Raw genomic sequence first — 22521 nt, forward strand, 5'->3', positions numbered from 1 at the left:
CAAGGCCAGTGCGATGCCGCCGGGGCGGGGGAATCTGCTGACTCGTAAGAACGGTAAGCAGCTGATCCAGGTGTCGTGGATCCAGCCCGACTGAGCACGGCGACGGGGCGCATCGCGGCGGAGGGTAGGTTCCTCCCCGAGGGTGCGCCCCGTCGGCCGGGCGTGGGGGAACGCGACAAGTACTGCGGGAGCTGCTGGTGACGGTCCGGGTTGCGGTGGACTTCGGGACGTCGAGCACCTGTGTCGTCGCCTCGGTGAACGGGCGCGATCCGCAGGTCGTGGTGATCGACGGCCAGCCGCTGATGTCCTCGGCGGTGTTCGCGGCCGCGGACGGCACGCTGTTCGTCGGCCAGGAGGCCGAGCGGCAGGCGGCCGTCGACCCGTCGCGGTACGAGCCGAACCCGAAGCGCCGGATCGACGAAGGCGAGCTGCTGCTCGGCGACAGCGTCCTGCGCGTCACCGACGTCGTGCACGCGGTGCTGGGCCGCGCGGTCGCCGAGGCGCGCCGCCTCGCCGGCGAGGCCGAGATCGACCTGCTCGTGCTGACCCACCCCGCGGACTGGGGCGCCATCCGCACCCGGCTGCTGCGGCAGGCGGCCGGCGGGCTGGCGCGCGAGGTCGCGCTGGTGCCCGAGCCGGTCGCGGCGGCGGTCTACCACGCGGCGACGTTCGCGCCGCAGGACGTGACGAACGACCGCACCGTGGAGTTCAGCGGCCGCCCCGGCGACGCGCTGGCGGTGCTGGACCTCGGCGGCGGGACGGTCGACGTCAGCGTGGTGCGGCGGCTGCCGCCGGACACCGCGCGCGACCGGGCCGGCCGTCCGCAGCGCGGCGGCTTCCAGGTGCTGGCCACCCGGGGCGATCCGGCCTTCGGCGGCGCGGACATCGACCAGGCGCTGCTGGAGCACGTCGGCGCGCTCGTGGCCGGCGCGGACCAGGACGCGTGGCGCCAGCTCGTCGAAGGCCGCGAGATGGTCGACCGGCGCCGCCGCCGCGTGTTGCGTCAAGACGTGCGGGGAGCCAAGGAAACGCTGTCGCGGCACGCCTACACCGACGTGCCGATGCCGCCGCCGTTCGCGGACGCGCACGTGACGCGTGAGGACTTGGAGCGGCTCATCACGGCGCCGCTGGGGCGCGCGGTCGAGCTGACGGTCGCGGCGATCGGCGACGCCGGCCTGCGGCCGAAGCAGCTCACGGCGATCTTCCTGGTCGGCGGGTCGAGCCGGATCCCGATGATCTCGCGGCTGGTGCACGAACGCACCGGCGTCGTGCCGACGAGCCTCGACCAGCCCGAGACCGTGGTCGCGCGCGGCGCGCTGCGGGCGGTGCTGGTGGACCCGGACCGCACGGGCGCGCTGCCCGGCGAGGCGATGGCGCGGATGGGCGCGGTGCCCGGCGGCGCCCTCAACCCGGCGGCGCAGCGCACCGAGGTCGTCCGGCCCGGTGACGTCGCCCCGCGCCCCGGTGACGCGGGCCAGCGCCCGGCGCCGCCGCGCACCCCGGCGCCCGTGCCGGGCACGCCCGCCAACGGGTTCCCGAACCGCGCGGCCCCGCCGCCGTCACCACCCCACGGACAGCCGGTGGCCCGGCCGCCGTGGACCCCGCCCGCCGGCCAGAACGCGCCGGGCGGCCCGGGAGGCCCGCCCGGCAGCCGTCCGGGCGTGCCGCCGGAGAAGAAGCCCGGCCGCGGGAAGCTCTGGGGGATCGTCGCCGGCGCCGTGGTCGTCGTGGCCGCGCTCGTCGTCACCGGGATCTTCGTGTTCGGCGACCCCGCCGGCCAGGCCGAGACCGGCCGGACGCTCTCGCAGTACGACTTCAAGTTCGTCTCGCCCGAGGACTGGGTGCAGACCGACGACCGGGTCGCCCAGCGCCAGGTCGTCATCCACCCGCAGGAGTCCCGCGAGGGCAACGACCTCCTCGTCGCCCAGGAGTTCGTGATGGACTACGACGCGACCGCGGACCCGCAGAAGCTGGTGGACGAGCTCAAGGGGGAAGCGGACCGCGATCCCGACCACTACGGCGGGTTCAACCCGGCCCTGTCGTACGCGGGCAAGACCGTGATCGGCTACCACGAGATCAAGAAGGACCGGCCCGACCTCCAGGTCGACTGGTACGTCGTGGCCAAGGGCCGGATCCGGGTCCACGTCGGCTGCCAGTACGCCACCGCGCAGCTGCGCGACCGGGTCTCCGCCGCTTGCACGCAGGCCGTGCGCACGGTCGAGATCCTCAACTGAGAGACGAGGGCACGCCGTGCCGTCCGAAGAGTTCGAAAGCGCCGCGTCGGCCTTCCGGCGGGCCGGCGAAGACGCGGTGACGCACGCCCGGCGCGTGACCGGGAACGCGAAGGCGCGCAGCCGGCGCCACCACAGCGAGAACGTCGAACTGCTGAAGCGCAGCGGCCGCGGCACGAAGTCCGGCGACCCGACTCCCGGCACGCTGCGCGCCGCCGCCGAACGGTTCCGCCGCGCCCGCGGGCTGGCGGTCCCGGCGGTCCCGGATCCCGCCGATTCGGTTCCTTCGCGTTCGCAATCCTCCGCTCGTGCCCCTCGAACGGGTGACGAGGACGAAGACTTTTCCCAGATGCGAATCATGGGCCGCGATCGGTGAAGGCGCCCGGCGATCGCTGTGCGTGTGCTAACCACGCTGGTGGCGAACACTTTTCCGGGTGACGCTTCGCTGGTTCGTGGCAGTTGCGGAATACGCGCGGCGATCGGTTCCCGGCGCGAGCGTTCCCGCAAGCAACTACTTGCGGGCAAAGCACGACACGGGGGAACCGGGCATGGCAATGTCTGCGTCGTAGGGCCGTACAAACGAACGAGCTTGGTACGGACAACCACTCTTCAGAAGGGGGTTCCAGCATGGCTGGATTCACCGGGACAGTTCAGCAGTTCACCGAGGCCGAGGGTCGTGTGACCGAGGTTCGCGCGGGCATGGACGCCAACCTGTCCACGCTGCGCGACCGCATCGAGGCCACCCGCGCCGGCTGGAAGGGCGAGGCCCAGAAGGCGTTCGACCACGTGATGATGCGCTTCGACGACGACGCTCGTCAGATGAACCAGGCCCTCCAGAAGATCGCGGAACTGCTCCGCGAGGCGGGCTCGAAGTACGAGCGCTCCGAGCAGCAGCAGCAGGAGATCCTGGGTGCCGTCAACCGCGGCTTCGACGCGCTCGGCTGAGCGTCGCACCGGAACTTTCCCTTTCATCCACCTGAACTTTCTCAGCACAGAAGGAGCGCACTATGCCCAGTGACGCCGGCATTGTCGTCAATTACGCCACCATCCGCGCCGCCGCGGACGACTGCCAGCAGACGGGTGGCGAGCTGCAGCAGGCGTTCGACCGCCTCAAGGACGACCTCAAGCCGCTGATCACCACCTGGTCCGGTTCCGCGAAGGAGCAGTACGACCAGGCCCAGCGCACCTGGGACCAGAAGTTCGAGGACCTGAAGCAGGTTCTGGCGCAGATCGCCGCCGCCCTGCCGCAGATCGCCGACGGTTACCAGCAGACCGACAGCGCCGTCGAAGGCCTGTTCTGAGCCGGTAGTCCCGGAAACCACGGCGGGCCCGCACTCCGGTGCGGGGCCCGCCGTTTTCGGTTTCTCCCACAGGCAAACGAAAACCTCAGTGCGGTGCGCCGACCTCGTACTCGGGCCGGTCGTTGAGCACCCGCACGGTCACCTTCTTGTCCTGCCCGCCGATCTTCACCGTGCAGTCGAACGTCGTGCCGTTTTCGGCGGCTTCGTTCGCCGGGCACTGCGCGTCCTTCACGTCCGGCTCGCCGTAGTTCTCGTTGAGGACCTTGACCACACCGTCCTCAAGGGACTGTTGCTCGAGCACGTTCCCGCGGAACGCGCCCAGGAGCCACGCGGCCCCGCCACCGACGACGAGCACCAGCACGACCGCTCCGGCGATCAGCAGCGGCTTCTTCGACTTCGGCTTCTTCGGCGGCTCCGCGGCGAACGCGCCGAGACCGCCGTACTGCGTGGGCTGGAACCCGCCGCCGTACGGCTGTTGCCCGGACGACTGTCCGGAAGGCTGGGGTGCCGGCCACCCGCCACCGGGCGTGCCCGGCTGCGACGGCGTCGGCTGGGACGGCGGCTGCCACGGCCCACCGGCGGGCTGACCCGGCTGCCACGGGCCCGAAAACGACCCGCTCGTGCCGGGCTGCTGCTGCGCCGGGTTCCACTGGCCGGTGTAGGAACCCGAAGCCGCGCCCGGGTCCGCGTTCTGCTGCCACTGCCCGGCGTGCGGGCCGGTCGCCTGCTGTTCGGGTTGCCAAGCGCCCGGCTGCCGAGGCGGGTTCGCCGGCGGCTGCCACCACTGCGGCTGCTGCGGGTCGGGCGGCTGTGTCATCGGAGGTCACCTCGCGTCGTGGCCACGGTTCAGCTGCCCTGCGCTTCGCCGAGCCGGCGGTAGAAGTCGTCCATGGCGGCCCGGTCGGGCAGCACCGTGATCTGCGCCGCGTCCGGCAGCTTCGGCATGTCCTGCAGGCTGGCCTTGCCGGTGAACCGGAAGTCGTACTTGAGCTCCAGCTGGTGGCCGTCGCCGGAGAACTTGGCGTCCATCACGAACGAGACCAGGCTGCCGTCCGGGTTCAGCGTGATCGTGGTCGGCACCATGGCCTTCTTCAGCTCCGGCCCGACCTGGCTCACGATGCTCTGCGGCAGGATCTCGACCTTGTTCTTGACGAAGATCTCGAACGGCACGTTGACCGTCAGCGCGGTCTTCCCGTCGCCGAGGCTCTTGGCGCCGCGGACCGCGCGCTTGTCGGCCTTGTAGGCGTCCACGGTCGAGTCCGCCATCCGGCACGGGGTCAGCACCCCGCCCCAGGCGCACGGCAGGATCAGGCCGGCCTCGGGCTTCGGCATCGACACCCACGCCGTCGGCGAGACGCCCTTCTGGACGTACATCGGGCCGAGGTAGGTGTACTCGACCGCGCCGTCGGCCGGCGTGTACGTGTCGATGATCTCGTCGGGGTTCTTCTGCGACCGGTGCCGCACCGCGCGGCTCTCCGGGCTGCCGGTGCGGGCCGACGTCACGGTGCTGTGGATCCACTTGTCGTCGAACTTGAAGTAGGCGTCCAGCGAGTTGGTTACGTCGCGCGTGTCGGTGATGGCGTCCCCGAGCTTGCCGATGACCTGCTCGAACTTGCCGCCGACGTAGTCCGCCGCGTCGTCGCCCTTCGGCAGGGCGGTACCGGCCTTGGCCGTGCCGCAGGCGCTGACCAGGGCCAGGACGGCAGCCAGGACGAAGATCGCCGTCGGTCGTTTCCTCATCGCCGTCCCCTGCTCGACTGGGCCCGTGTTCCCGCGCCCCGGATCGTCTCATCCTCGCGTGTCGGGGCGGCGCGTGCAGGCACTTCGGCGGGAAAACCGGGTAGAGTCGCGCCGGGCCGGAACTGTTCCGGCTCCTGGACCCACCCCCGATGCGTGGCCGCGGTGGACGTGGGGGTATCTTCATATGTCGTTGTGCGTTGCGGCGCATCAGCGCGCTAGGCCCGCACAGAACCCACACGCAATGTTGACGACGAGGTAGACCCTTGCCCACGTACAGCCCCAAGCCCGGCGACGTCACTCGTGCCTGGCACGTGATCGACGCCGAGGATGTCGTGCTCGGCCGGCTCGCGACCGAGGTCGCCACGCTGCTGCGCGGCAAGCACAAGCCGACCTACGCCCCGCACGTGGACACCGGTGACTTCGTCATCATCGTCAACGCCGAGAAGGTCGCGCTCACCGGAAACAAGCGCGAACAGAAGTTCGCGTACCGGCACAGCGGTTACCCGGGCGGTCTGCGGAAGCGCTCGTTCGGCGAGCTGCTCGACACCAAGCCCGAGCACCTGCTCGAGAAGGTCGTCAAGGGCATGCTGCCGAAGAACAAGCTCGGCCGTGCCCAGGCGAAGAAGCTGAAGGTCTACGCCGGCCCGCAGCACCCGCACACCGCGCAGCAGCCGCAGGTGCGCGAGATCACCAAGATCGCGCAGGTCGCGCAGTGAGTGAGGAACAGTCTGTGACCAGCACCGAGCCCGAGACCGCCGAGGTCACGACCGAGGCGACCGAGACCGGCGCCGTCGAGACCAGCGAGACCCCCGAGACCCCCGCCGCCACCAGCGAGACGCCGGTCGCGACGAGCGAGACCCCGGTGGCGACCAGCGAGTCCGCCGCCGCCCCGCGTCCGTCGCGTGCCGCCGGCGGCAACGCGCAGACGGTCGGCCGCCGCAAGGAAGCCGTCGTCCGCGTGCGTGTCGTTCCCGGCACCGGGCAGTTCAAGCTCAACGGCCGCACCCTCGAGGAGTACTTCCCGAACAAGGTGCACCAGCAGCTCATCAAGGACCCGCTGGTCCTGGTCGAGAAGCCGGACTCGTTCGACATCTTCGCCAACCTGCACGGTGGCGGCGTTTCGGGCCAGGCGGGCGCGCTGCGTCTCGCGATCGCCCGTGCGCTCATCGAGGTCGACGCCGATGACCGCCCGGCCCTCAAGAAGGCCGGCTTCCTGACCCGTGACGCGCGCGCCACGGAGCGGAAGAAGTACGGCCTCAAGAAGGCCCGCAAGGCCCCGCAGTACAGCAAGCGCTGATCGCGCCTCTGGCGCAACCCACCGGAGCGCCCATCCGTCCATCGGATGGGCGCTCCGGCGTTTTCCGGGGTTACCGGTTCGGCCGAAAGCAGGCCGTTGCCGCGGGCCGGTTCGGCCGTGACGGTGGTCGGATGGGTGACGAACGAGCACTGTGTCGTTTCCGGGGTCCGGAGCGACATCCAGGGGTAGCGCGGCCCGGGAGGGTCGCTACGTTGTCGTGGTCGGTTGCGCTGCCGCAGCCGCACTGAGGAGGTCGATCGATGGCACGCCTGTTCGGTACCGACGGGGTCCGTGGCCTGGCGAACGCCGAGCTGACGCCCGAGCTGGCGCTGGCGCTGGCGGCCAGCGCCGCCCGCGTGCTCGCCGCGCACGACCGCTCGCACCGGCCGGTCGCGGTCGTCGGCCGCGATCCGCGCGCCAGCGGCGAGATGCTCGAGGCCGCCGTCGTGGCGGGCCTCACCTCCGCGGGGGCCGACGTGCTCCGCGTCGGCGTGCTGCCGACGCCGGCCGTCGCCTACCTGGTCGGCTCGCTCGAAGCCGACCTCGGCGTGATGATCTCCGCGTCGCACAACCCGATGCCCGACAACGGCATCAAGCTCTTCGCCGCGGGCGGGCACAAGCTCCCCGACGGCATCGAGGACGAGATCGAAGCCGGCCTCGCCGCCGGCAAGGTCCGCCCGACCGGCGCCGGCGTGGGCCGCGTCCACGACGTCGACGACGCCCTCGACCGCTACGTCACCCACCTGCTCGGCGCCACACCGCACTCGCTCGCCGGGCTGAAGGTCGTCGTCGACTGCGCGAACGGCGCGTCGTCGGCCGCCGCCCCCGAGGTCTACCGCCGCGCCGGCGCCGAGGTCGTCGCGCTGTACGCGGAGCCGGACGGCGTCAACATCAACGAGCACTGCGGCTCGAACCACCCCGACAAGCTGCGCGAGGCGGTCGTCAAGCACGGCGCCGACCTCGGTATCGCCCACGACGGCGACGCCGACCGCTGCGTGGCCGTCGACTCCGCCGGTGAGCTGGTGGACGGCGACCAGATCATGGCGGTGCTCGCGCTCGCGTTCGCCGAGTCCGGCGAGCTGGTCAAGGACACGCTGGTCGCGACCGTGATGAGCAACCTCGGCCTGCACCTGGCGATGAAGGCCCATGGCATCGCGGTCGTCACGACGGCGGTCGGCGACCGGTACGTCCTCGAGGAGCTGCGCGCGAGCGGCTTCGCCCTCGGCGGCGAGCAGTCCGGCCACGTCGTGCTGCCGGCGCACGCCACCACCGGCGACGGCCTGCTCACGGCGCTGCGCCTGATGAGCCGCATGGCCGAGACGGGCAAGTCCCTCGAAGACCTGGCGGCCGTGATGAACCGGCTGCCGCAGGTCCTGGTGAACGTCCCGGTCGCGGACAAGGCGGCGGTGGCCGTCTCGTCCGAGGTCCGCGACGCCGTCGTCGAGGTCGAGGCCGAGCTGGGCGAGGAGGGCCGGGTGCTGCTGCGCCCGTCCGGCACCGAGCAGCTGGTCCGCGTGATGGTGGAGGCTCCGGCGCAGGCCACGGCGCAGGCCGCGGCCGACCGCCTGGCGGGCGTCGTCTCAGCGGTCTCGTAGTCCGCCGCGGCGGTCATGAGTGAGAAACAGGGTTCTAACCCCGTTTCTCACTCACGACCACTTGCGCCGAGGCCAGGCCGTGGAACACCGGGTGTGACTTCCAGCGCACCTCGCCGACTTCGCAGCCGCCGCTCAGGTGCTTGGCCAACGCCGTGAGGGCGACCTCGCCCTCGGCCAGCGCGACTCCCGAACCCGGGCAGGCGTGCCGGCCCAGGCCGAACGGGAGCCCGTCGGCCAGCGACACCGCCACCGGGCCGTCCGCTCCGAAGCGCAGGACGTACCGGGCCGGGCAGATCGACGTCACCAGCTCGCGGACCCGCACCGGAGACGCCGAGGAAGCCAGCTCCAGCCCGGCGCAGGCCAGGAAGTTCAGCGAGTTCTCGTAGGCGGCGTGCGCCAGCACCACCGGGTTGAGCATCAGCTCGTCCTCGTCGAGCCGGCCGGCCGCGTGGGCCTCCCGCAGCGCCGTCAAGCCGCCCGGCCCGGCCGGTGCCCGGCTCAGCTGCACCGCGAGCCGGAACGCCGACGCCTGCCCCGCCCGGTCGGCGCCGCCGAAGACGTCGAGGTTCGCCGTCGTCTTCTCCAGGTGGTCCAGGAAGACGTCGTCGAGCGGCACCCCCAGCACCGCCGACGTCACCGCGCCCGCCACCGGCCGCGCGAAGTCGCGCACGAGGTCGAACGACGATCCCAGCTCGGCAACCACGGCTTCGATCGCCGCGAGCACCGAGCCGGGCAGCGGTTCCAGTCCGGCGATGATCTCCCGCAGCACCCCGCGCACCCGGGTGTGACCCGCGCCGTCGCGCAGCAGCACGCTCGGTGAGCCGCCACCGGGATCGGACGTCAGATCGGGGGACCGCAGGGCGTGCACGCACGCGTCGCGGCCGGAGACCAGGCCGATCCCGTGCCGCTCGAACTCGTCCATCGCCTGCCCACGGTAGGGCAGGATGAGCGCGTGCCGCCCGCAGACGTCCCGGAAGAGGTCCTGGCCACCCCGTTCACGGACCACCTGCTCCGCAACGCCGCCGAAGACCGCCCCGCGTTCACGTGCCGCACCTTCCCGGGTCCCGTCGACCACACCCTGAGCTGGCCCCAGGTGCTCGACCGCGTCCGCGGCGTCGCGCGCGAGCTGCGCCGCTTCACCCGGCCGGGTGACCGGGTGGCGATCGTCGCCCGCCAGGACCTCGGGTACGTCGTCGCCTTCCTCGGCACGCTCTACGCGGGGCTCGTCGCGATGCCGCTGTCCGTCCCGACCGGCCGCACGCACCGCGCCCGGCTCGAGTCGGCCTTCGCGGACGCGGCGCCGGCAGTCTGCCTGACCTCGAAGAACCTGCTGGAGAGCACGGCCTCGCTGGCGTCGTGCCCGGACGTCGTGCTGGCCATCGAGGACATCGAGCCCGACGACGCCGAGCCGCCCGCCGAGGTGGCGATGACCGATCCCGCGTACCTGCAGTACACGTCGGGCTCGACGCGCCGCCCGGCCGGCGCGGTGATCTCGCACCGCGCGCTGGTGGCCGCCTGCTGGCAGACCACCGAGTGCTACCACGCCGACGCGTCGACCCACCTCGCCGGCTGGGTGCCGTTCTTCCACGACATGGGGCTCGTGCTGCTCGTCGGCACGCCCGTGTTCCTCGGCGCGCACTCGGTGTTCTTCACGCCGATGGAGTTCGTGCGCGACCCGCTGCGCTGGATCCGGCTGCTCGCCGAGCACCCCGGGGCGATCACCGCCGCGCCGAACTTCGCCTTCGACCTGGCCGCGGAGGCGGCGGGGGAGCTGGCGGACGCCGACCTCTCGCACGTCAACTCCGTGCTGAACGGCAGCGAGCCGATCCGCGCGGCCACCCTCGGCACCTTCGCTCGCGCCTTCGCGCCGTTCGGGCTGCCGTACACCGCGCTCAAGCCGTGTTACGGCCTGGCCGAGGCGACGGTGTTCGTCGCGAGCGCGGGCGATGAAGGCCCGACGGTGACGACGTTCGACGGGCGGGAGCTGGTCTCGGTGGGCCGCCCGTACGGCCAGCGGGTCCGAATTGTCGACAAAGAGATCTGGGTGTCCGGCCCCAACGTCGCGGACGGCTACTGGGGACAGGAGGGCCCCTTCGCCGAGGACGGCTGGCTCCGCACCGGCGACCTCGGCTTCGTCCACGACGGCTTGCTGTACGTCACCGGGCGGCTCAAGGACCTGATCATCGTCGACGGCCGCAACCACCACCCGCAGGACATCGAGGCCACGGTCGAAGCCGCGCACCCGCACGTCCGGGCCGGGCGCGTCGCCGCGTTCGCGGTGCGGGACAGCCTCGGGGAAGGCGTGGCCGTGGTCGTCGGCTGCACCGGCCACGACGGCGTCGAGACGGCCGTCCGGCGGGCCGTGTCCGCGGGCCACGACCTGCCGCTGCGTGCCCTCTGGCTGGTCCCGCCGGGCGCGGTGCCGCGGACTTCGAGCGGCAAGGTGTCCCGCGCCGCGGCCCGCGACCGCTGGTGGGGCGAGAATGGGCGCCATGACTGACCCGGCCGCCGCCCACACCGACGAGATCCGGAAGATCGTCTGCACGGCGCTGCAGCTCCCGCCCGAGCGGCTGACCGACACGACGCCGTTCGACGACATCGGCATGACGTCCCGCCAGCGCGTCCAGCTGCTCGCGCGGGTCGAGGTGCGCTACGGCGTCTCCGTCGACCTGGACGAGCTCGATCGGCTCGTCGACGTCCGCGGCGTCGCCGAAGTCATTTCCGAGGCGCTCGCCGCGCAGCACCCCACCGGGTGAGTGCACTTGGGCAAAGCCCAGGTCGGCCGGTCGGCCGAACGCTAGACTCTGTGTGCATCTGCGACGGCACCGAACGACGTCCGGGTGCGTCACAGTCTTGACACCCGGAACAAGGGGCTGTGGAGCGAAGGGGGCAAGCCGACCATGCCAAACGGTTACGAAGCGAGTTCTGAGGCGATGACGCGGGCGCAGATCCGCCTCAACGACGTCGCGGACGACCCGGCCGCCGAGGCCAAGAAGGTCGCGCCCACCGAAATCGCCCAGGTGGACTTCGGCCGCGTCCACGGTGAGGGTTACGGCAAGTACAAATCCGGGATCGACGAGATCGGCGCGGGCATGACCGGGCTGTCGAACGCGCTGATGAACCTCGGCAGCGGGATCGGCACGGCCGGCTCCAAGTACTCCGCGCAGGAGTCGCACGCCGGTGCGCAGGCCAATGCGGCGGGGAGCAAGTAATGGCGGACTGGGCCGAAATCAAGAAGATCCTCGATGACCCGAACGTCTCCATGGAGACGAAGACGGAACTCATGGAGGAGTACGACCGCAACACCTTCAACTTCAACGAAGAAGAAGAGAAGTACGCCAAGGAGTACATCGAAAACTACTCCGACGGCGGCGGCGGCTACGACGTCTTCGATTCCAACGACACCGACGAGATCGTCGCACGGGCGAAGCAGGAGTCGCAGGCCAAGGGCAAGGAACAGCAGGCACAGACCGACCGCAAGAACACGGCGAAGAAGAACCTCGACGGAATCGCGACGCCCACGCTGGGGGCCGGCGCGAAGACTTCCGACGAAATGCTCGACCAGGGCAACGTCACGGTCGACTTCCTGGTGCAGTGGACCGACGAGATCTGGAACAAGATCAAGGGCGGGTCCGGCCACATCGACTCGCAGAAGGACCTCAAGGACAAGTTCCACGAGAACCGCGGCATCCAGTTCCAGAAGTTCCTCACCGAGGCCGACGACCTCGCCAAGGCGCACAAGGTCGTCGAAGACTCGCTGAGCAAGAGCGACACCGAGCTCCAGACCCTCTTCGGGGAGTGGAAGGGCAAGGGCGCGAACGCGGCGGAGATCAAGTACGACGAGGCGATCAAGCCGCACGCCAAGGAGCTCTCGCAGCAGATCGACGGCGCCGCGAAGCTGATCCCGCAGACCGTGACGCACGTCTACGACGCCGTCAAGAAGAAGGTCGACGAGGTCCTGCAGCTGCACCGCACGACCATCGCCCAGGCCGACATCAACATGGCCAGGGACGTCCTCAAGATCGCGAACGGCGAGACCGAGGAGTTCGACGACTTCATGAAGGTCGCCGGCTGGGTCGACGCCGTCAACGCGAAGAACGGCAACCAGACGAACCTCGCCGAGCGGCTGCAGAACGACGACTGCGGCTTCAACGACGAGAACAAGGAGTACGGCCGCAACGTCTGCCGCTACTGGCGCGACGGCGCGTTCTCGACCGAGTACCAGGGCCTGATCAACGCCTTCAACGGCTCCTGCAAGTCCGCCAAGGACACGATCGACCAGCAGTTCGGCGCGCTCGCGCGGTTCATGGACGGCTACCGCAACCAGCTCACCGAGGCCAAGAGCGATGGCAAGGGCACCGACGACGGCGGCGGCAAGGAGAACTCCGGCGGCCCCGGCAAGAAGGACAACGGCGGCGGTACGGGCGGCGGCACCGGGGGCGGGACCGGCGGCGGCACGGGCGGGGGCACCGGCGGCGGGGGCACCACGACGCCGTCGGCGGTCGAGCCGCCCACGGCCGAGGACCCGGCGAAGCCCGAGGACGGCAAGAACCCGATCACCGGCAAGCCCCTCGAAGTCGACCCGGACACCGGCAAGCCGTACCCGATCGACCCGACGACCGGCGAGGCCATCAAGGACACCGACGACACCGACACGGTGTCGGTCAAGAAGGGCGACAACACGATCGAGATGTCCGAGCCCGACAAGGAGGGCAAGCAGGACATCTCCGTCGACGACGGCCACGGCAACAAGAAGGACTACCACCTCGACTGGGGTGACGACGACAAGGCCGAAGCCGGCAAGGACGGCGCCAAGGCCGACGGCAGCGGCTTCGGCCCGCAGGGCGCGCAGCAGGGGGCCGTCAAGGACGGGCAGCCCTCCGCCGACGGCAGCTACAAGCCGGGGCCCGACGGCAAGATCCACATCAAGGACGGCAACCTCGAGATCACGGCCGAGCGGCCGGAGGGGCCCGACGGCCCGACGATCGTGACCGTCGACGACGGCAAGGGCGAGCCGACGACGTACACGCTCGACGAGAAGGACGACCCCAAGGCGAGCGACCTCAAGACCGATCCCGCGTCGACCGACAGCAGCAGCTCCGCGATCCGGCACGACGCGGACGCCGAATCGCCGCTGACGAAGGACCCGGCGCCGGCCAATCCGGACCCGGCCTTCACACAGGGCGCGGCGGCTTCGGCTGGGGGCGGCTTCACCACTCCCGGTGGCCAGGACTTCTCCGGTGACTTCGGCGGCAGCGTCGGCGCGGAACCCGCGATGGCGACGGCCGACGCGGGAGTCGGGGGCGGTGACTCCGGCGTGGCCGGCGGTGGCGGCGGTGACTCGACGACGACGGCCGGGGCGAGCGACTTCGGATCCGCCGTCACGGGCGGCGGGTCGGCGGACTTCGCCGGCGCCGTGTCGCTGGACCCCGGCGCACAGACGGGCAGCGACGCGTCGATGCCGATGTCCGACGGCGGCGGGCTCGGCGCGACCCCGGTCGACCCGGGTATGCACCAGGCCGCCGCGAGCTCGTCCGGCGGGATGAGCGGCATGGGCGGCATGGGCATGATGGGCGGCATGGGCGGCGCACCGGGCGGCGGTGGTGGCGGCGACCAGCAGCGCGGGCCCAGCCAGTACCGCATCGAAGGTGGCGTCTTCGAAACGAGCGGCGCCAAGGGCCGGATCAGCGGCTCGCTGGACGACGAGGGTGACCGTTCGATCCGGTACGACCGCTGATTGCCAATCCGGCCAAAAGCAGGCCGACCCCCGAGCTGCCGGTGACTTTTGCTGCGGAAGCCATTCGGCCGTGACTGTGGTCGGATTGGTAATGAAGGGCACAGTGAGGGCTGAGGAGGGCCGATGAGCAGCGCCGAAGACCGGTACCGCGCGGCGATCTCGACGATGGACGCCGCAGCTCGCGAGCAGGACGAGCAGCGGGGCCTGCGCGAGCGCCGGGTCGCGGAGGCCGAGACGCAGGCCCGTGAGGGGCTGAAGAACGAGCTCGCCGCCGCGCAGAAGTACGCCGAGCACATGGACGAGCTCAACAAGCGCAAGCAGAGCGCGGGCGGCTGGGCGACGGAAAAGACGCTGGCCGACAAGGGCCGCGAGTCGCTGATGGAGTTCGGCGTCGAGGACGAGGAAGCGGACACCGGCCGCACGCCCTACCCGACGCCGAGCTACGGGATCCCGATGCCCGCGGCCGTGGCACCCCAGCCGGTGCCGGAACCGCCCGCGCCCCCGGCGCCGGAGTCGCCGAAGCGGGGCCGGCACGCGCGTCCGGTGGAAGACGAGGACGACTTCTCCAGCACCAGCTGGCTGGTCTGAGTTCCTTCGGAAGGGCCCGGCTCCGGCCGGGTCCTTTTCGCGTCAGTGCGCGGGTTCTTCTTCGCGCTCGATCGGGGCGCGCTTGACGTCGGCTTCCAGCAGGGGCCGGTACTTGTCCGTGCCGGTCAGGTGCGTCAGGAAGAAGGCGGTGAACAGCGCGCGCGTGAGCTGCTGCGTCTTGCGGTGCGGCTTGCCGTGCATGATCAGCTGCGACCAGTGCCGGCCTTCGGTGACGCCCAGGTGGGTCGACTTGCCGAGGGTGCGCAGCTGGACGTCTTCGCCGCCCCAGGCGTCCGTGATGGCCTCGGCGTGCCCGACCTTCGGGGCGACGAGGTCCTCCTCGGCAGCGAGGTGCAGGCCGGGAACGGTGATGACCTTCGCCGACTCGGTGGCGGGCGGCAGCGTCTGGGCGGCGGCGATGGTCGCGACGGCCTTGATCCGCGGGCGCCCGGCTTCGGTTCGGGAGCCCGGATGGTTCCCAGCCTGCGCGTCCTGGGCCGCGGCGAGGATGGCGGAGCCACCGCCGGTCGAGTGCCCGGCGAGGCCGAGCTTGGCCGGGTCGACGCTGATGCCGTCCGGCCCGAGCCGCACGGTCGTGACGACGTCGAGGGTGGTCAGCAGATCGGCGGCGAGCAGCCGGTGCGACGGCAGCGGACCCCGCTGGGTCGCGGGCGCGGCGGCGACGATGCCCCAGCTGGCGAGGTGGTGCAGCAGCTGCCGGTACCGATCGGGCGGCTGCAGCCACCCGTGCCCGAAGGCCACGGCGGGGAGCCCGAGCCCGGCGCGCGGCGTGAACACCACGCCGGGCAGCCCGACCAGGGCGAGGTTGCCGCGGAGGACCTCGTGCGGACCCGGGTGCGTCAACTCCGCGAGCAGCTGCTTGGGCTTGCTGGCCATGGCGGGAACCCTACTGTGCGCGCCCCGCCCCGGCTCGCCCGCCGCTCCGGCGCGCCGTCCGCCGGTCTTCCGGCCCGGCCAGAGCGCCCCAATGTGGCCTTCGGTGCCTCTGACGCACCGAAGGCCACCTTGGGTGCGTCAGACGCAACCAAGGCCACATTGGGGCGCTGGAAGCCCGGACCCGGGCACTCACCCACGTGCGCCCCAAGGTGCATTGGTCCGGACCATGCTCACTCATGTTTACGCAGGTCAACTTTGGTTTCCGGACCCCGTCAACCCGCTGAATGTCCCTCGTTAGGCTGGTGCGCGTGTGTGGAATCGTGGGATATGTCGGGCACCGCCCGGCTCTGGACGTCGTCCTCGGCGGGCTCCGGCGCATGGAGTACCGCGGTTACGACTCGGCCGGTGTGGCGGTCCTCGACGGCGCCGGTGCGCTGACCGTCGAGCGCAAGGCCGGGCGCCTCGCCAACCTGGAAGCCGAGCTCGACAAGGTCGGCCGCGACCGCATCACCGGCACCGCCGGCATGGGCCACACCCGCTGGGCGACCCACGGCGCGCCGATCGACCGCAACTCGCACCCGCACCGCGACGCCTCGCAGCGCGTCGCCGTCGTGCACAACGGCATCATCGAGAACTTCGCCGCTCTGCGCGCCGAGCTCGAGGCCGACGGCGTCGAGATGGCCAGCGACACCGACAGCGAAACCGCCGCGCACCTCGTCGCCCGCGCCTACGCCGAAGGCGACACCAAGGGTGACCTCGCGGCCAGCGTCGCCGCCGTCTGCCGCCGGCTCGAAGGCGCCTTCACCCTCGTCGTGACCCACGCCGACCAGCCGGACACCATCGTGGCCGCGCGCCGGTCGTCGCCGCTGGTCGTCGGTGTGGGGGAGGGCGAGCACTTCGTCGCCTCCGACGTCGCCGCGTTCATCGAGCACACCCGCGAGGCCGTCGAACTCGGCCAGGACCAGCTCGTCGTCATCACCCGCGAGGGCTACGAGGTCACCGACTTCCACGGCGACGCCGCCCAGGCCAAGCCGTTCACCGTCGACTGGGACCTGTCCGCCGCCGAAAAGGGCGGCCACGAGTACTTCATGCTCAAGGAGATCGAGGAGCAGCCCGAGGCGCTGGCCAACACGCTGCGCGGGCACTTCGAATCCGGCCGGATCATCCTCGACGAGCAGCGCATCTCCGACCAGGACCTGCGCGACGTCGACAAGGTCTTCGTCGTCGCCTGCGGTTCGGCCTACCACTCCGGCCTGGTCGCGAAGTACGCGATCGAGCACTGGACGCGGCTGCCGGTGGAGGTCGAGCTGGCGTCGGAGTTCCGCTACCGCGACCCGGTCCTCGACCGCGACACGCTGGTCGTCGCCGTCTCCCAGTCCGGCGAGACGGCGGACACGCTCGAAGCCGTCCGCCACGCGCGTGAGCAGAAGGCGCGCGTGCTGGCCGTCTGCAACACCAACGGCGCGCAGATCCCGCGTGAGTCCGACGCCGTCCTCTACACCCACGCCGGGCCCGAGATCGGCGTCGCGTCGACCAAGGCGTTCCTCGCCCAGATCGCGGCCAACTACCTGGTCGGCTTGGCGCTGGCGCAGGCCCGCGGCACGAAGTACCCGGACGAGGTCGCCCGCGAGTTCGCCGAGCTGGAGGCCATGCCCGCGGCCGTCCAGAAGGTACTGTCCACTGTGGACCAGGTGCGCGACCTCGGCCGCCGGATCGCCGATTCGAAGGCGATCCTGTTCCTCGGCCGCCACGTCGGGTTCCCGGTCGCCCTCGAGGGCGCGCTCAAGCTCAAGGAACTCGCGTACATGCACGCCGAGGGCTTCGCGGCCGGCGAGCTCAAGCACGGCCCGATCGCGCTGATCGAAGAGGGCCTGCCGGTCGTCGTCGTGATGCCGTCGCCCAAGGGGCGCGCGGTGCTGCACTCGAAGCTCGTGTCGAACATCAGCGAGATCCAGGCGCGCGGGGCCCGCACGATCGTGATCGCCGAAGAGGGCGACGAGACCGTCCGGCCGTTCGCCGACGAGCTCATCGAGGTCCCCGCGGTGCCGACGCTGCTGCAGCCGCTGGTGTCCACGGTGCCGCTGCAGGTGCTCGCCGCGGAGATCGCCCGCGCCCGCGGGTACGACGTCGACAAGCCGCGTAACCTGGCGAAGTCCGTCACCGTGGAGTAACACAGCGTAGAGAGGGAGGCCTTCGCCGTGCAGGGAATCTGGACCACGGAACGGATTCGCGAGGCGGAGGGGCGGGCGTTCGCCGTCACGCCCGACGGCGAGCTGATGCGCCGGGCATCGTTCGGCTTGGCGGTGCAGACCGCGGACCTGCTCGAAGATCACACCGGCGGCGTTTCCGGCCGCCGGGTCGTGCTGCTGGTCGGCTCGGGTGACAACGGCGGCGACGCGCTCTGGGCGGGAGCCTTCCTCCGGCGCCGCGGAGTAGCCGTCACGGCGATCCTGCTGAAGCCCGAGAAGGCGCATCCCGCCGGTCTCAGGGCGCTGAAGCGCGCCGGCGGCCGGGTGGTGTCCCCCGAGGACGGTCCACAGTGGATCGAACGGGCCGACGTCGTGGTCGACGGGATCGTCGGCATCTCCGCCCGTGGCTCTTTGCGGCCCGACGCGGCGCGGCTCGTCGAGCTGGTCGAGGCGCCGATCGTGGCGGTCGACCTGCCCAGCGGCGTCGACCCGGACACCGGCGCCGTCGACGGCCCGGCGGTGAAGGCGACCCGCACGGTGACGTTCGGCGCGCTCAAGCCCGTGCACGCGCTGGCGCCGTCGTGGTGCGGCGAGGTCGTGCTGGTGGACATCGGCCTCGAGCTGGCGGACCCGGACCTGCGCCGGCTCGACATCGTCGACGTCGCCGCGGCGTGGCCGGTGCCCGGGCCGGAGGACGACAAGTACAGCCAGGGTGTGGTCGGCATCGCCGCGGGCTCGGCGACGTACCCGGGCGCGGCGGTGCTGGCGGCGGGCTCGGCGGTCCGCGCGACGGCCGGCATGGTGCGCTACGCGGGCCACGCGGCCGACGTCGTCCGGTCGCAGTGGCCGGAGATCATCGCGACGGGCACGGTCGCGGACGCCGGCCGCGTCCAGGCGTGGGCGGTCGGGCCGGGCATCGGCACGGGTTCCGAGGGCCGCGACGTGCTGCGGTACGTGCTCGGCCAGGGCGTCCCGGTCTGCGCGGACGCCGACGCGACGACGATCATCGCGAAGTCCCCGGAGGTCCTGGACGCACGCGACCCGGACACGCCGCTGGTGCTGACCCCGCACGCGGGCGAGTACGAGCGCCTGATGGGCCGCAAGCCGGGCGCGGACCGCGTGACGGCAGCGCGCGAAGCGGCGAAGAAGTACGACGCGGTGGTGCTGCTGAAGGGGCACGTGACGGTGGTGGCGGCCCCGGACGGCCGCGTCGCGGTGAACACGCCGCGCGGCGCCTGGCTGGCGACGGCAGGCTCGGGCGACGTGCTGTCCGGCCTGGTCGGCTCGCTACTGGCGGCGGGCCTCGACCCGTGGCTGGCCGCGGCCGCCGCGGCGCACGTCCACTCCCTGGCCGGAGCGATCGCGGCCCAGAACGCCCCGACCTCGGCATCGGGCCTGGTCCACGCGATCCCCGAGGCAATCCGCTCGCTCCGCTCCCTCACGACCTGAGCCGCACTTTCACGTGAAAGTGAGCCGGAGGGTGCACTCCGGATCACTTTCACGTGAAAGTGCACGGGTGGGTTGTGCGAAGAGATATCGAGTTCTCTGTTAACTCTGGGCGGTAAATCTGGTAAGAATGCCGTGTGAGCGGCGGCACAGCATCTGGAGACCGGAAGACCCGGCCGTCCGACGCCGTCGTCGAACAGCGGCGGCAGGACATCCTCGACCACGTCATCGAGCAGGGCGAAGCCCGCATCGACGACCTGACGACGAGGTTCCGGGTCAGTCTCATGACCATGCACCGCGACCTCGACGACCTCGCCGAGCGCCGCCTCCTGCGCAAGCTTCGCGGCAAGGTCGAGGCCTACCCGGCGCTCACCATCGAGACCGCCGCCCGCTTCCGCGACACCCTCCACCACGGCGAAAAGGAAGCCCTCGGCGAGGCCGCCGCGAACCACGTGCAGCCCGGCCAGACCGTCTTCGTCGACGACTCCACCACGCTCCTCCCCCTGGTCAAGCGCCTGGCCGAGATCGACGCCCTCACCGTCGTCACCAACTCGCTGCACGCCGCGCGGCTGCTCGGCCCGAAGGTCGACGTCGTGCTGGCGGGCGGCCGGTACTCGCCCGAGTACGACTCCTGCGCCGGCCCCGAGGTCCTCGGCCTGCTCGACTCCCTCCGCGCCGACGTCTCGTTCGTCTCGGTCACCGCCGTCGCCGTCGGGCGGCTCTTCCACCCCGACCGCGACTACGCCGAGCTCAAGAAGGCGGCCCTCAGGGTCGCCAACCGGACGGTCCTGGTCGTCGACCACTCGAAGTTCGGCCGCACCGCCACCTACGCGCACGGTGACGTCGGCGACTACGACCTGCTGATCACCGGCCAAGCCACGCCCACCGAGGAGATCGAGGCCGCGCTCAACGCCGGTACCGCGATCGAGATCGTCGAACACGTCACAGAGGGGCAGCCCTATGACAGCTGAGCTGGTCGCCGGCGTCGATTCGTCCACCCAGTCGACCAAGGTCGTCGTGTGCGACGCCGAAACCGGTGAGATCGTCCGCACCGGCCGCGCGCCGCACCCGGAGGGCACCGAGGTCGACCCCGCCGCCTGGTGGGACGCCTTCGGAGAAGCCACAAAGGGCCTGCTCGAAGACGTCAAGGCCATCGGCGTCGGCGGTCAGCAGCACGGCATGGTCACCCTCGACGAGCACGACGAGGTCGTCCGGCCCGCGCTGCTGTGGAACGACACCCGCTCCGCGCAGTCGGCGCTCGACCTCGTCGACGAGCTCGGCGGGCCCTCGGTCTGGGCCAAGTCCGTCGGCTCGGTGCCGGTCGCCAGCTTCACCGTCACGAAGCTGCGCTGGCTGGCCGACAACGAGCCCGAGCTCGCCGACCGCGTCGCCCGCGTGCTGCTCCCGCACGACTGGCTGACCTGGAAGCTCACCGGCGGCGCCCCGGTCACCGACCGCGGCGACGCGTCCGGCACCGGCTACTTCTCGCCGTCCGACAACGCCTACCGCCTCGACGTGCTGGCCCACGCCTTCGGCGGCCGGACGCCGGAGCTGCCGACCGTGCTCGGCCCGGCCGACACCGCCGGCCACACCCCCGGCGGAATGCTCGTCTCGGCCGGCACCGGTGACAACATGGCCGCCGCGCTGGGGCTCGAACTGCAGCCCGGTGACGTCGTCGTCTCGCTCGGCACCAGCGGCACCGTGTTCGGTGTCGCCGAGACCGGCGCGGCCGACGCGTCCGGCGACGTGGCCGGGTTCGCCGACGCCACCGGCCGGTTCCTGCCGCTCGCCTGCACGCTCAACGCCGCCCGCGTGCTCACGGCGACGGCGTCGATGCTCGGCGCGACGCTGAGCGAGTTCGACCGGCTCGCGCTGCGGGCCGAGCCCGGCGCCGGCGGCCTGACCTTCCTGCCCTACCTCGACGGCGAGCGCACCCCGAACCTGCCCGGCGCCACCGGCTCCCTGGCCGGCCTGACCCGGGCGAACATGACCCCGGAGAACCTCGCGCGCAGTGCCGTCGAAGGCATGCTCTGCGGCTTGGCCGCCGGCCTCGACGCGGTGCGCGCGCACGGCCTCGACGTCCGCCGCGTGCTCTTGATCGGCGGCGGCGCGCAGTCGGCCGCCGTCCGCGCGGTCGCGCCGCTGGTGTTCGGCGTGCCCGTGCAGCTGCCCGAAGTCGCCGAGTACGTCGCCATCGGCGCGGCGCGGCAGGCGGCGTGGGCGTTGGCTTCCAGTGCGGAACCCCCGTCCTGGCAAGGAAATAAGACCAGGCTCGAGCTGGACGAGCCGACCGAGGCGCAGCGCGCCGAGGGCCACCGGATCCAGCAGCGCCACCTCGAAGCCCGCGAAGCGGCGTACGGGGTCCGGCGGAATCTCGGAGAGGACTGACCGATGGCTTCCATCACCTACGACAAGGCGACCCGGCGCTACGCCGGTTCGGAGCGCCCCGCGGTCGACGCGCTGGACCTGGAGATCGCCGACGGCGAGTTCCTGGTGCTGGTCGGCCCGTCCGGCTGCGGCAAGTCGACCAGCCTGCGCATGCTCGCCGGGCTCGAGGACATCGACGACGGCGCCGTCTGGATCGGCGACCGCGACGTCACGCAGCTGCCGCCGCGCTCGCGCGACATCGCGATGGTGTTCCAGAACTACGCGCTGTACCCGCACATGACGGTCGCGCAGAACATGGGCTTCGCGCTGAAGATCGCCGGCCGCCCCGCGTCCGAGATCAAGCAGAAGGTCCTCGAGGCCGCGAAGCTGCTCGACATCGTCGACTACCTCGACCGCAAGCCGAAGGCGCTCTCCGGTGGTCAGCGCCAGCGCGTCGCGATGGGCCGCGCGATCGTGCGCGAGCCGCAGGTCTTCCTGATGGACGAGCCGCTGTCGAACCTCGACGCGAAGCTGCGTGTCTCGACGCGTACGCAGATCGCCGCGCTCCAGCGCCGCCTCGGCGTCACGACCGTGTACGTCACGCACGACCAGGTCGAAGCCATGACGATGGGTGACCGCGTCGCCGTGCTGTCCGACGGCCTGCTGCAGCAGTGCGACACCCCGCGCGCTCTCTACGACCGGCCCGCCAACGCTTTCGTCGCCGGGTTCATCGGCTCGCCGGCGATGAACCTCGCCACCGCGAAGCTCACGGCCGACGGCGCCGAGGTGGGTGGCGCGCGCGTGCCGCTGACCCGCGAGACCATCGCCGCGGCCGACGGGGACACCGTGACCCTCGGCTTCCGGCCGGAGGCCCTCGAGGTCGCCAACGGCGAAGACGGCACCCTGCCGATCAAGGTGGACCTGGTCGAGGAGCTCGGCTCGGACGCGTTCGTCTACGGCAAGCTCGCCCAGACCGACGCCGACGACACCCGGCCCAACGTCGTCGTCCGGGTCGACCCGCGCACGCCGCCGGCCATGGGTGACACGCTGCACCTGCGGATTCGCCCCGACGAGCTGCACGTGTTCTCCGCCACGTCCGGGGCGCGCCTGCCCTGACCTCGGGTCATGGGAAA

The 22521-nt window shown here is 71.6% G+C and carries 21 protein-coding genes; 17 read left to right on the top strand and 4 right to left on the bottom strand.

Annotated elements, in window-relative coordinates; all coding sequences use genetic code 11:
* Window positions 1–197: 197 nt before the first annotated feature.
* From ACZ4TR_RS44445 to ACZ4TR_RS44460, 4 genes are all read left to right on the top strand, one after another.
* The gene (locus tag ACZ4TR_RS44445) at window positions 198–2234 is read left to right on the top strand and encodes a type VII secretion-associated protein (protein WP_465294574.1); all 2037 of its coding nucleotides are present in this window, start codon (window positions 198–200) and stop codon (window positions 2232–2234) included.
* 16 nt (window positions 2235–2250) lie between these two features.
* Window positions 2251–2607 (top strand): hypothetical protein, encoded by a 357-nt coding sequence (locus ACZ4TR_RS44450; RefSeq protein ID WP_364514526.1) that lies wholly within the window; start codon window positions 2251–2253, stop codon window positions 2605–2607.
* A 251-nt stretch (window positions 2608–2858) separates the two neighbouring features.
* Entirely contained in the window at window positions 2859–3176 is a 318-nt protein-coding gene (locus ACZ4TR_RS44455; RefSeq protein WP_364514528.1) for a WXG100 family type VII secretion target, read from the top strand.
* 62 nt (window positions 3177–3238) lie between these two features.
* Complete coding sequence (locus ACZ4TR_RS44460; RefSeq protein WP_364514531.1) at window positions 3239–3532, top strand: WXG100 family type VII secretion target; 294 nt, start codon at window positions 3239–3241, stop codon at window positions 3530–3532.
* An 85-nt stretch (window positions 3533–3617) separates the two neighbouring features.
* Here the strand turns inward: ACZ4TR_RS44460 and ACZ4TR_RS44465 are convergent, their stop codons facing one another.
* On the bottom strand, window positions 3618–4349 hold the full coding sequence (locus tag ACZ4TR_RS44465; protein WP_465294576.1) for a DUF4333 domain-containing protein: 732 nt from the start codon (window positions 4347–4349) through the stop codon (window positions 3618–3620).
* A 29-nt stretch (window positions 4350–4378) separates the two neighbouring features.
* On the bottom strand, window positions 4379–5272 hold the full coding sequence (locus ACZ4TR_RS44470; protein WP_465294578.1) for a hypothetical protein: 894 nt from the start codon (window positions 5270–5272) through the stop codon (window positions 4379–4381).
* A gap of 263 nt (window positions 5273–5535) precedes the next feature.
* Here ACZ4TR_RS44470 and rplM point away from each other — a divergent pair, with 263 nt between their 5' ends.
* From rplM to glmM, 3 genes are all read left to right on the top strand, one after another.
* Window positions 5536–5988, top strand: coding sequence for a 50S ribosomal protein L13 (gene rplM, locus ACZ4TR_RS44475; protein WP_284745421.1), 453 nt, complete (start codon window positions 5536–5538; stop codon window positions 5986–5988).
* A 146-nt stretch (window positions 5989–6134) separates the two neighbouring features.
* The gene (gene rpsI, locus ACZ4TR_RS44480) at window positions 6135–6569 is read left to right on the top strand and encodes a 30S ribosomal protein S9 (RefSeq protein ID WP_364514586.1); all 435 of its coding nucleotides are present in this window, start codon (window positions 6135–6137) and stop codon (window positions 6567–6569) included.
* 260 nt (window positions 6570–6829) lie between these two features.
* Complete coding sequence (gene glmM / locus ACZ4TR_RS44485; protein ID WP_465294580.1) at window positions 6830–8164, top strand: phosphoglucosamine mutase; 1335 nt, start codon at window positions 6830–6832, stop codon at window positions 8162–8164.
* Window positions 8165–8198: 34 nt separating this feature from the next.
* Here the strand turns inward: glmM and ACZ4TR_RS44490 are convergent, their stop codons facing one another.
* Window positions 8199–9086 carry a cytochrome P450 family protein gene (locus ACZ4TR_RS44490; RefSeq protein ID WP_465294582.1) on the bottom strand — a complete coding sequence of 296 codons (888 nt, stop codon included), beginning with the start codon at window positions 9084–9086 and terminating at the stop codon, window positions 8199–8201.
* 30 nt (window positions 9087–9116) lie between these two features.
* On the opposite strand from ACZ4TR_RS44490, the gene ACZ4TR_RS44495 reads away from it, so the two are divergent.
* The 5 genes from ACZ4TR_RS44495 (at window position 9117) to ACZ4TR_RS44515 (ending at window position 14489) form a co-directional block, all read left to right on the top strand.
* A complete protein-coding gene (locus ACZ4TR_RS44495; RefSeq protein ID WP_465294584.1) occupies window positions 9117–10664 on the top strand; it encodes a fatty acyl-AMP ligase in 1548 nt (515 codons plus the stop codon).
* Complete coding sequence (locus tag ACZ4TR_RS44500) at window positions 10657–10920, top strand: acyl carrier protein (protein ID WP_364514549.1); 264 nt, start codon at window positions 10657–10659, stop codon at window positions 10918–10920. Before ACZ4TR_RS44495 ends, ACZ4TR_RS44500 begins: the two co-directional genes overlap by 8 nt.
* A 177-nt stretch (window positions 10921–11097) precedes the next feature.
* Window positions 11098–11376: a hypothetical protein gene (locus ACZ4TR_RS44505; protein ID WP_364514552.1), complete on the top strand. Its 279-nt coding sequence runs from the start codon at window positions 11098–11100 to the stop codon at window positions 11374–11376.
* Window positions 11376–13901, top strand: a complete 2526-nt coding sequence (locus tag ACZ4TR_RS44510; protein ID WP_465294586.1) for a WXG100 family type VII secretion target — start codon at window positions 11376–11378, stop codon at window positions 13899–13901. The genes ACZ4TR_RS44505 and ACZ4TR_RS44510 overlap by 1 nt, the downstream gene beginning before the upstream one ends.
* Before the next feature lie 123 nt (window positions 13902–14024).
* Window positions 14025–14489: a hypothetical protein gene (locus tag ACZ4TR_RS44515; RefSeq protein ID WP_364514558.1), complete on the top strand. Its 465-nt coding sequence runs from the start codon at window positions 14025–14027 to the stop codon at window positions 14487–14489.
* Window positions 14490–14531: 42 nt separating this feature from the next.
* Here the strand turns inward: ACZ4TR_RS44515 and ACZ4TR_RS44520 are convergent, their stop codons facing one another.
* Window positions 14532–15386 carry a dienelactone hydrolase family protein gene (locus ACZ4TR_RS44520; protein WP_465294588.1) on the bottom strand — a complete coding sequence of 285 codons (855 nt, stop codon included), beginning with the start codon at window positions 15384–15386 and terminating at the stop codon, window positions 14532–14534.
* 308 nt (window positions 15387–15694) lie between these two features.
* Here ACZ4TR_RS44520 and glmS point away from each other — a divergent pair, with 308 nt between their 5' ends.
* The 5 genes from glmS to ACZ4TR_RS44545 all read left to right on the top strand — a co-directional run bounded on the left by glmS (window position 15695) and on the right by ACZ4TR_RS44545 (window position 22504).
* The gene (gene glmS / locus ACZ4TR_RS44525) at window positions 15695–17557 is read left to right on the top strand and encodes a glutamine--fructose-6-phosphate transaminase (isomerizing) (protein WP_465294590.1); all 1863 of its coding nucleotides are present in this window, start codon (window positions 15695–15697) and stop codon (window positions 17555–17557) included.
* Window positions 17558–17584: 27 nt separating this feature from the next.
* Entirely contained in the window at window positions 17585–19024 is a 1440-nt protein-coding gene (locus tag ACZ4TR_RS44530) for an NAD(P)H-hydrate dehydratase (RefSeq protein ID WP_465294592.1), read from the top strand.
* A gap of 134 nt (window positions 19025–19158) precedes the next feature.
* A complete protein-coding gene (locus tag ACZ4TR_RS44535) occupies window positions 19159–19992 on the top strand; it encodes a DeoR/GlpR family DNA-binding transcription regulator (protein ID WP_364523507.1) in 834 nt (277 codons plus the stop codon).
* A complete protein-coding gene (gene xylB / locus ACZ4TR_RS44540; protein WP_465294594.1) occupies window positions 19982–21409 on the top strand; it encodes a xylulokinase in 1428 nt (475 codons plus the stop codon). The genes ACZ4TR_RS44535 and xylB overlap by 11 nt, the downstream gene beginning before the upstream one ends.
* Before the next feature lie 3 nt (window positions 21410–21412).
* A complete protein-coding gene (locus ACZ4TR_RS44545; protein ID WP_364523504.1) occupies window positions 21413–22504 on the top strand; it encodes an ABC transporter ATP-binding protein in 1092 nt (363 codons plus the stop codon).
* Window positions 22505–22521: the final 17 nt, after the last annotated feature.

The sequence above is a fragment of the Amycolatopsis sp. NPDC028719 genome (assembly GCF_055565395.1).

Coding starts and splice junctions, on each gene's coding strand:
- ACZ4TR_RS44455 (WP_364514528.1), top strand. CDS start 2,859: ATGGCTGGATTCACCGGGACAGTTCAGCAGTTCACCGAGGCCGAGGGT.
- ACZ4TR_RS44460 (WP_364514531.1), top strand. CDS start 3,239: ATGCCCAGTGACGCCGGCATTGTCGTCAATTACGCCACCATCCGCGCC.
- ACZ4TR_RS44465 (WP_465294576.1), bottom strand. CDS start 4,349: ATGACACAGCCGCCCGACCCGCAGCAGCCGCAGTGGTGGCAGCCGCCG.
- ACZ4TR_RS44470 (WP_465294578.1), bottom strand. CDS start 5,272: ATGAGGAAACGACCGACGGCGATCTTCGTCCTGGCTGCCGTCCTGGCC.
- glmM (WP_465294580.1), top strand. CDS start 6,830: ATGGCACGCCTGTTCGGTACCGACGGGGTCCGTGGCCTGGCGAACGCC.
- ACZ4TR_RS44490 (WP_465294582.1), bottom strand. CDS start 9,086: ATGGACGAGTTCGAGCGGCACGGGATCGGCCTGGTCTCCGGCCGCGAC.
- ACZ4TR_RS44500 (WP_364514549.1), top strand. CDS start 10,657: ATGACTGACCCGGCCGCCGCCCACACCGACGAGATCCGGAAGATCGTC.
- ACZ4TR_RS44505 (WP_364514552.1), top strand. CDS start 11,098: ATGACGCGGGCGCAGATCCGCCTCAACGACGTCGCGGACGACCCGGCC.
- ACZ4TR_RS44510 (WP_465294586.1), top strand. CDS start 11,376: ATGGCGGACTGGGCCGAAATCAAGAAGATCCTCGATGACCCGAACGTC.
- ACZ4TR_RS44515 (WP_364514558.1), top strand. CDS start 14,025: ATGAGCAGCGCCGAAGACCGGTACCGCGCGGCGATCTCGACGATGGAC.
- ACZ4TR_RS44520 (WP_465294588.1), bottom strand. CDS start 15,386: ATGGCCAGCAAGCCCAAGCAGCTGCTCGCGGAGTTGACGCACCCGGGT.
- xylB (WP_465294594.1), top strand. CDS start 19,982: ATGACAGCTGAGCTGGTCGCCGGCGTCGATTCGTCCACCCAGTCGACC.
- ACZ4TR_RS44545 (WP_364523504.1), top strand. CDS start 21,413: ATGGCTTCCATCACCTACGACAAGGCGACCCGGCGCTACGCCGGTTCG.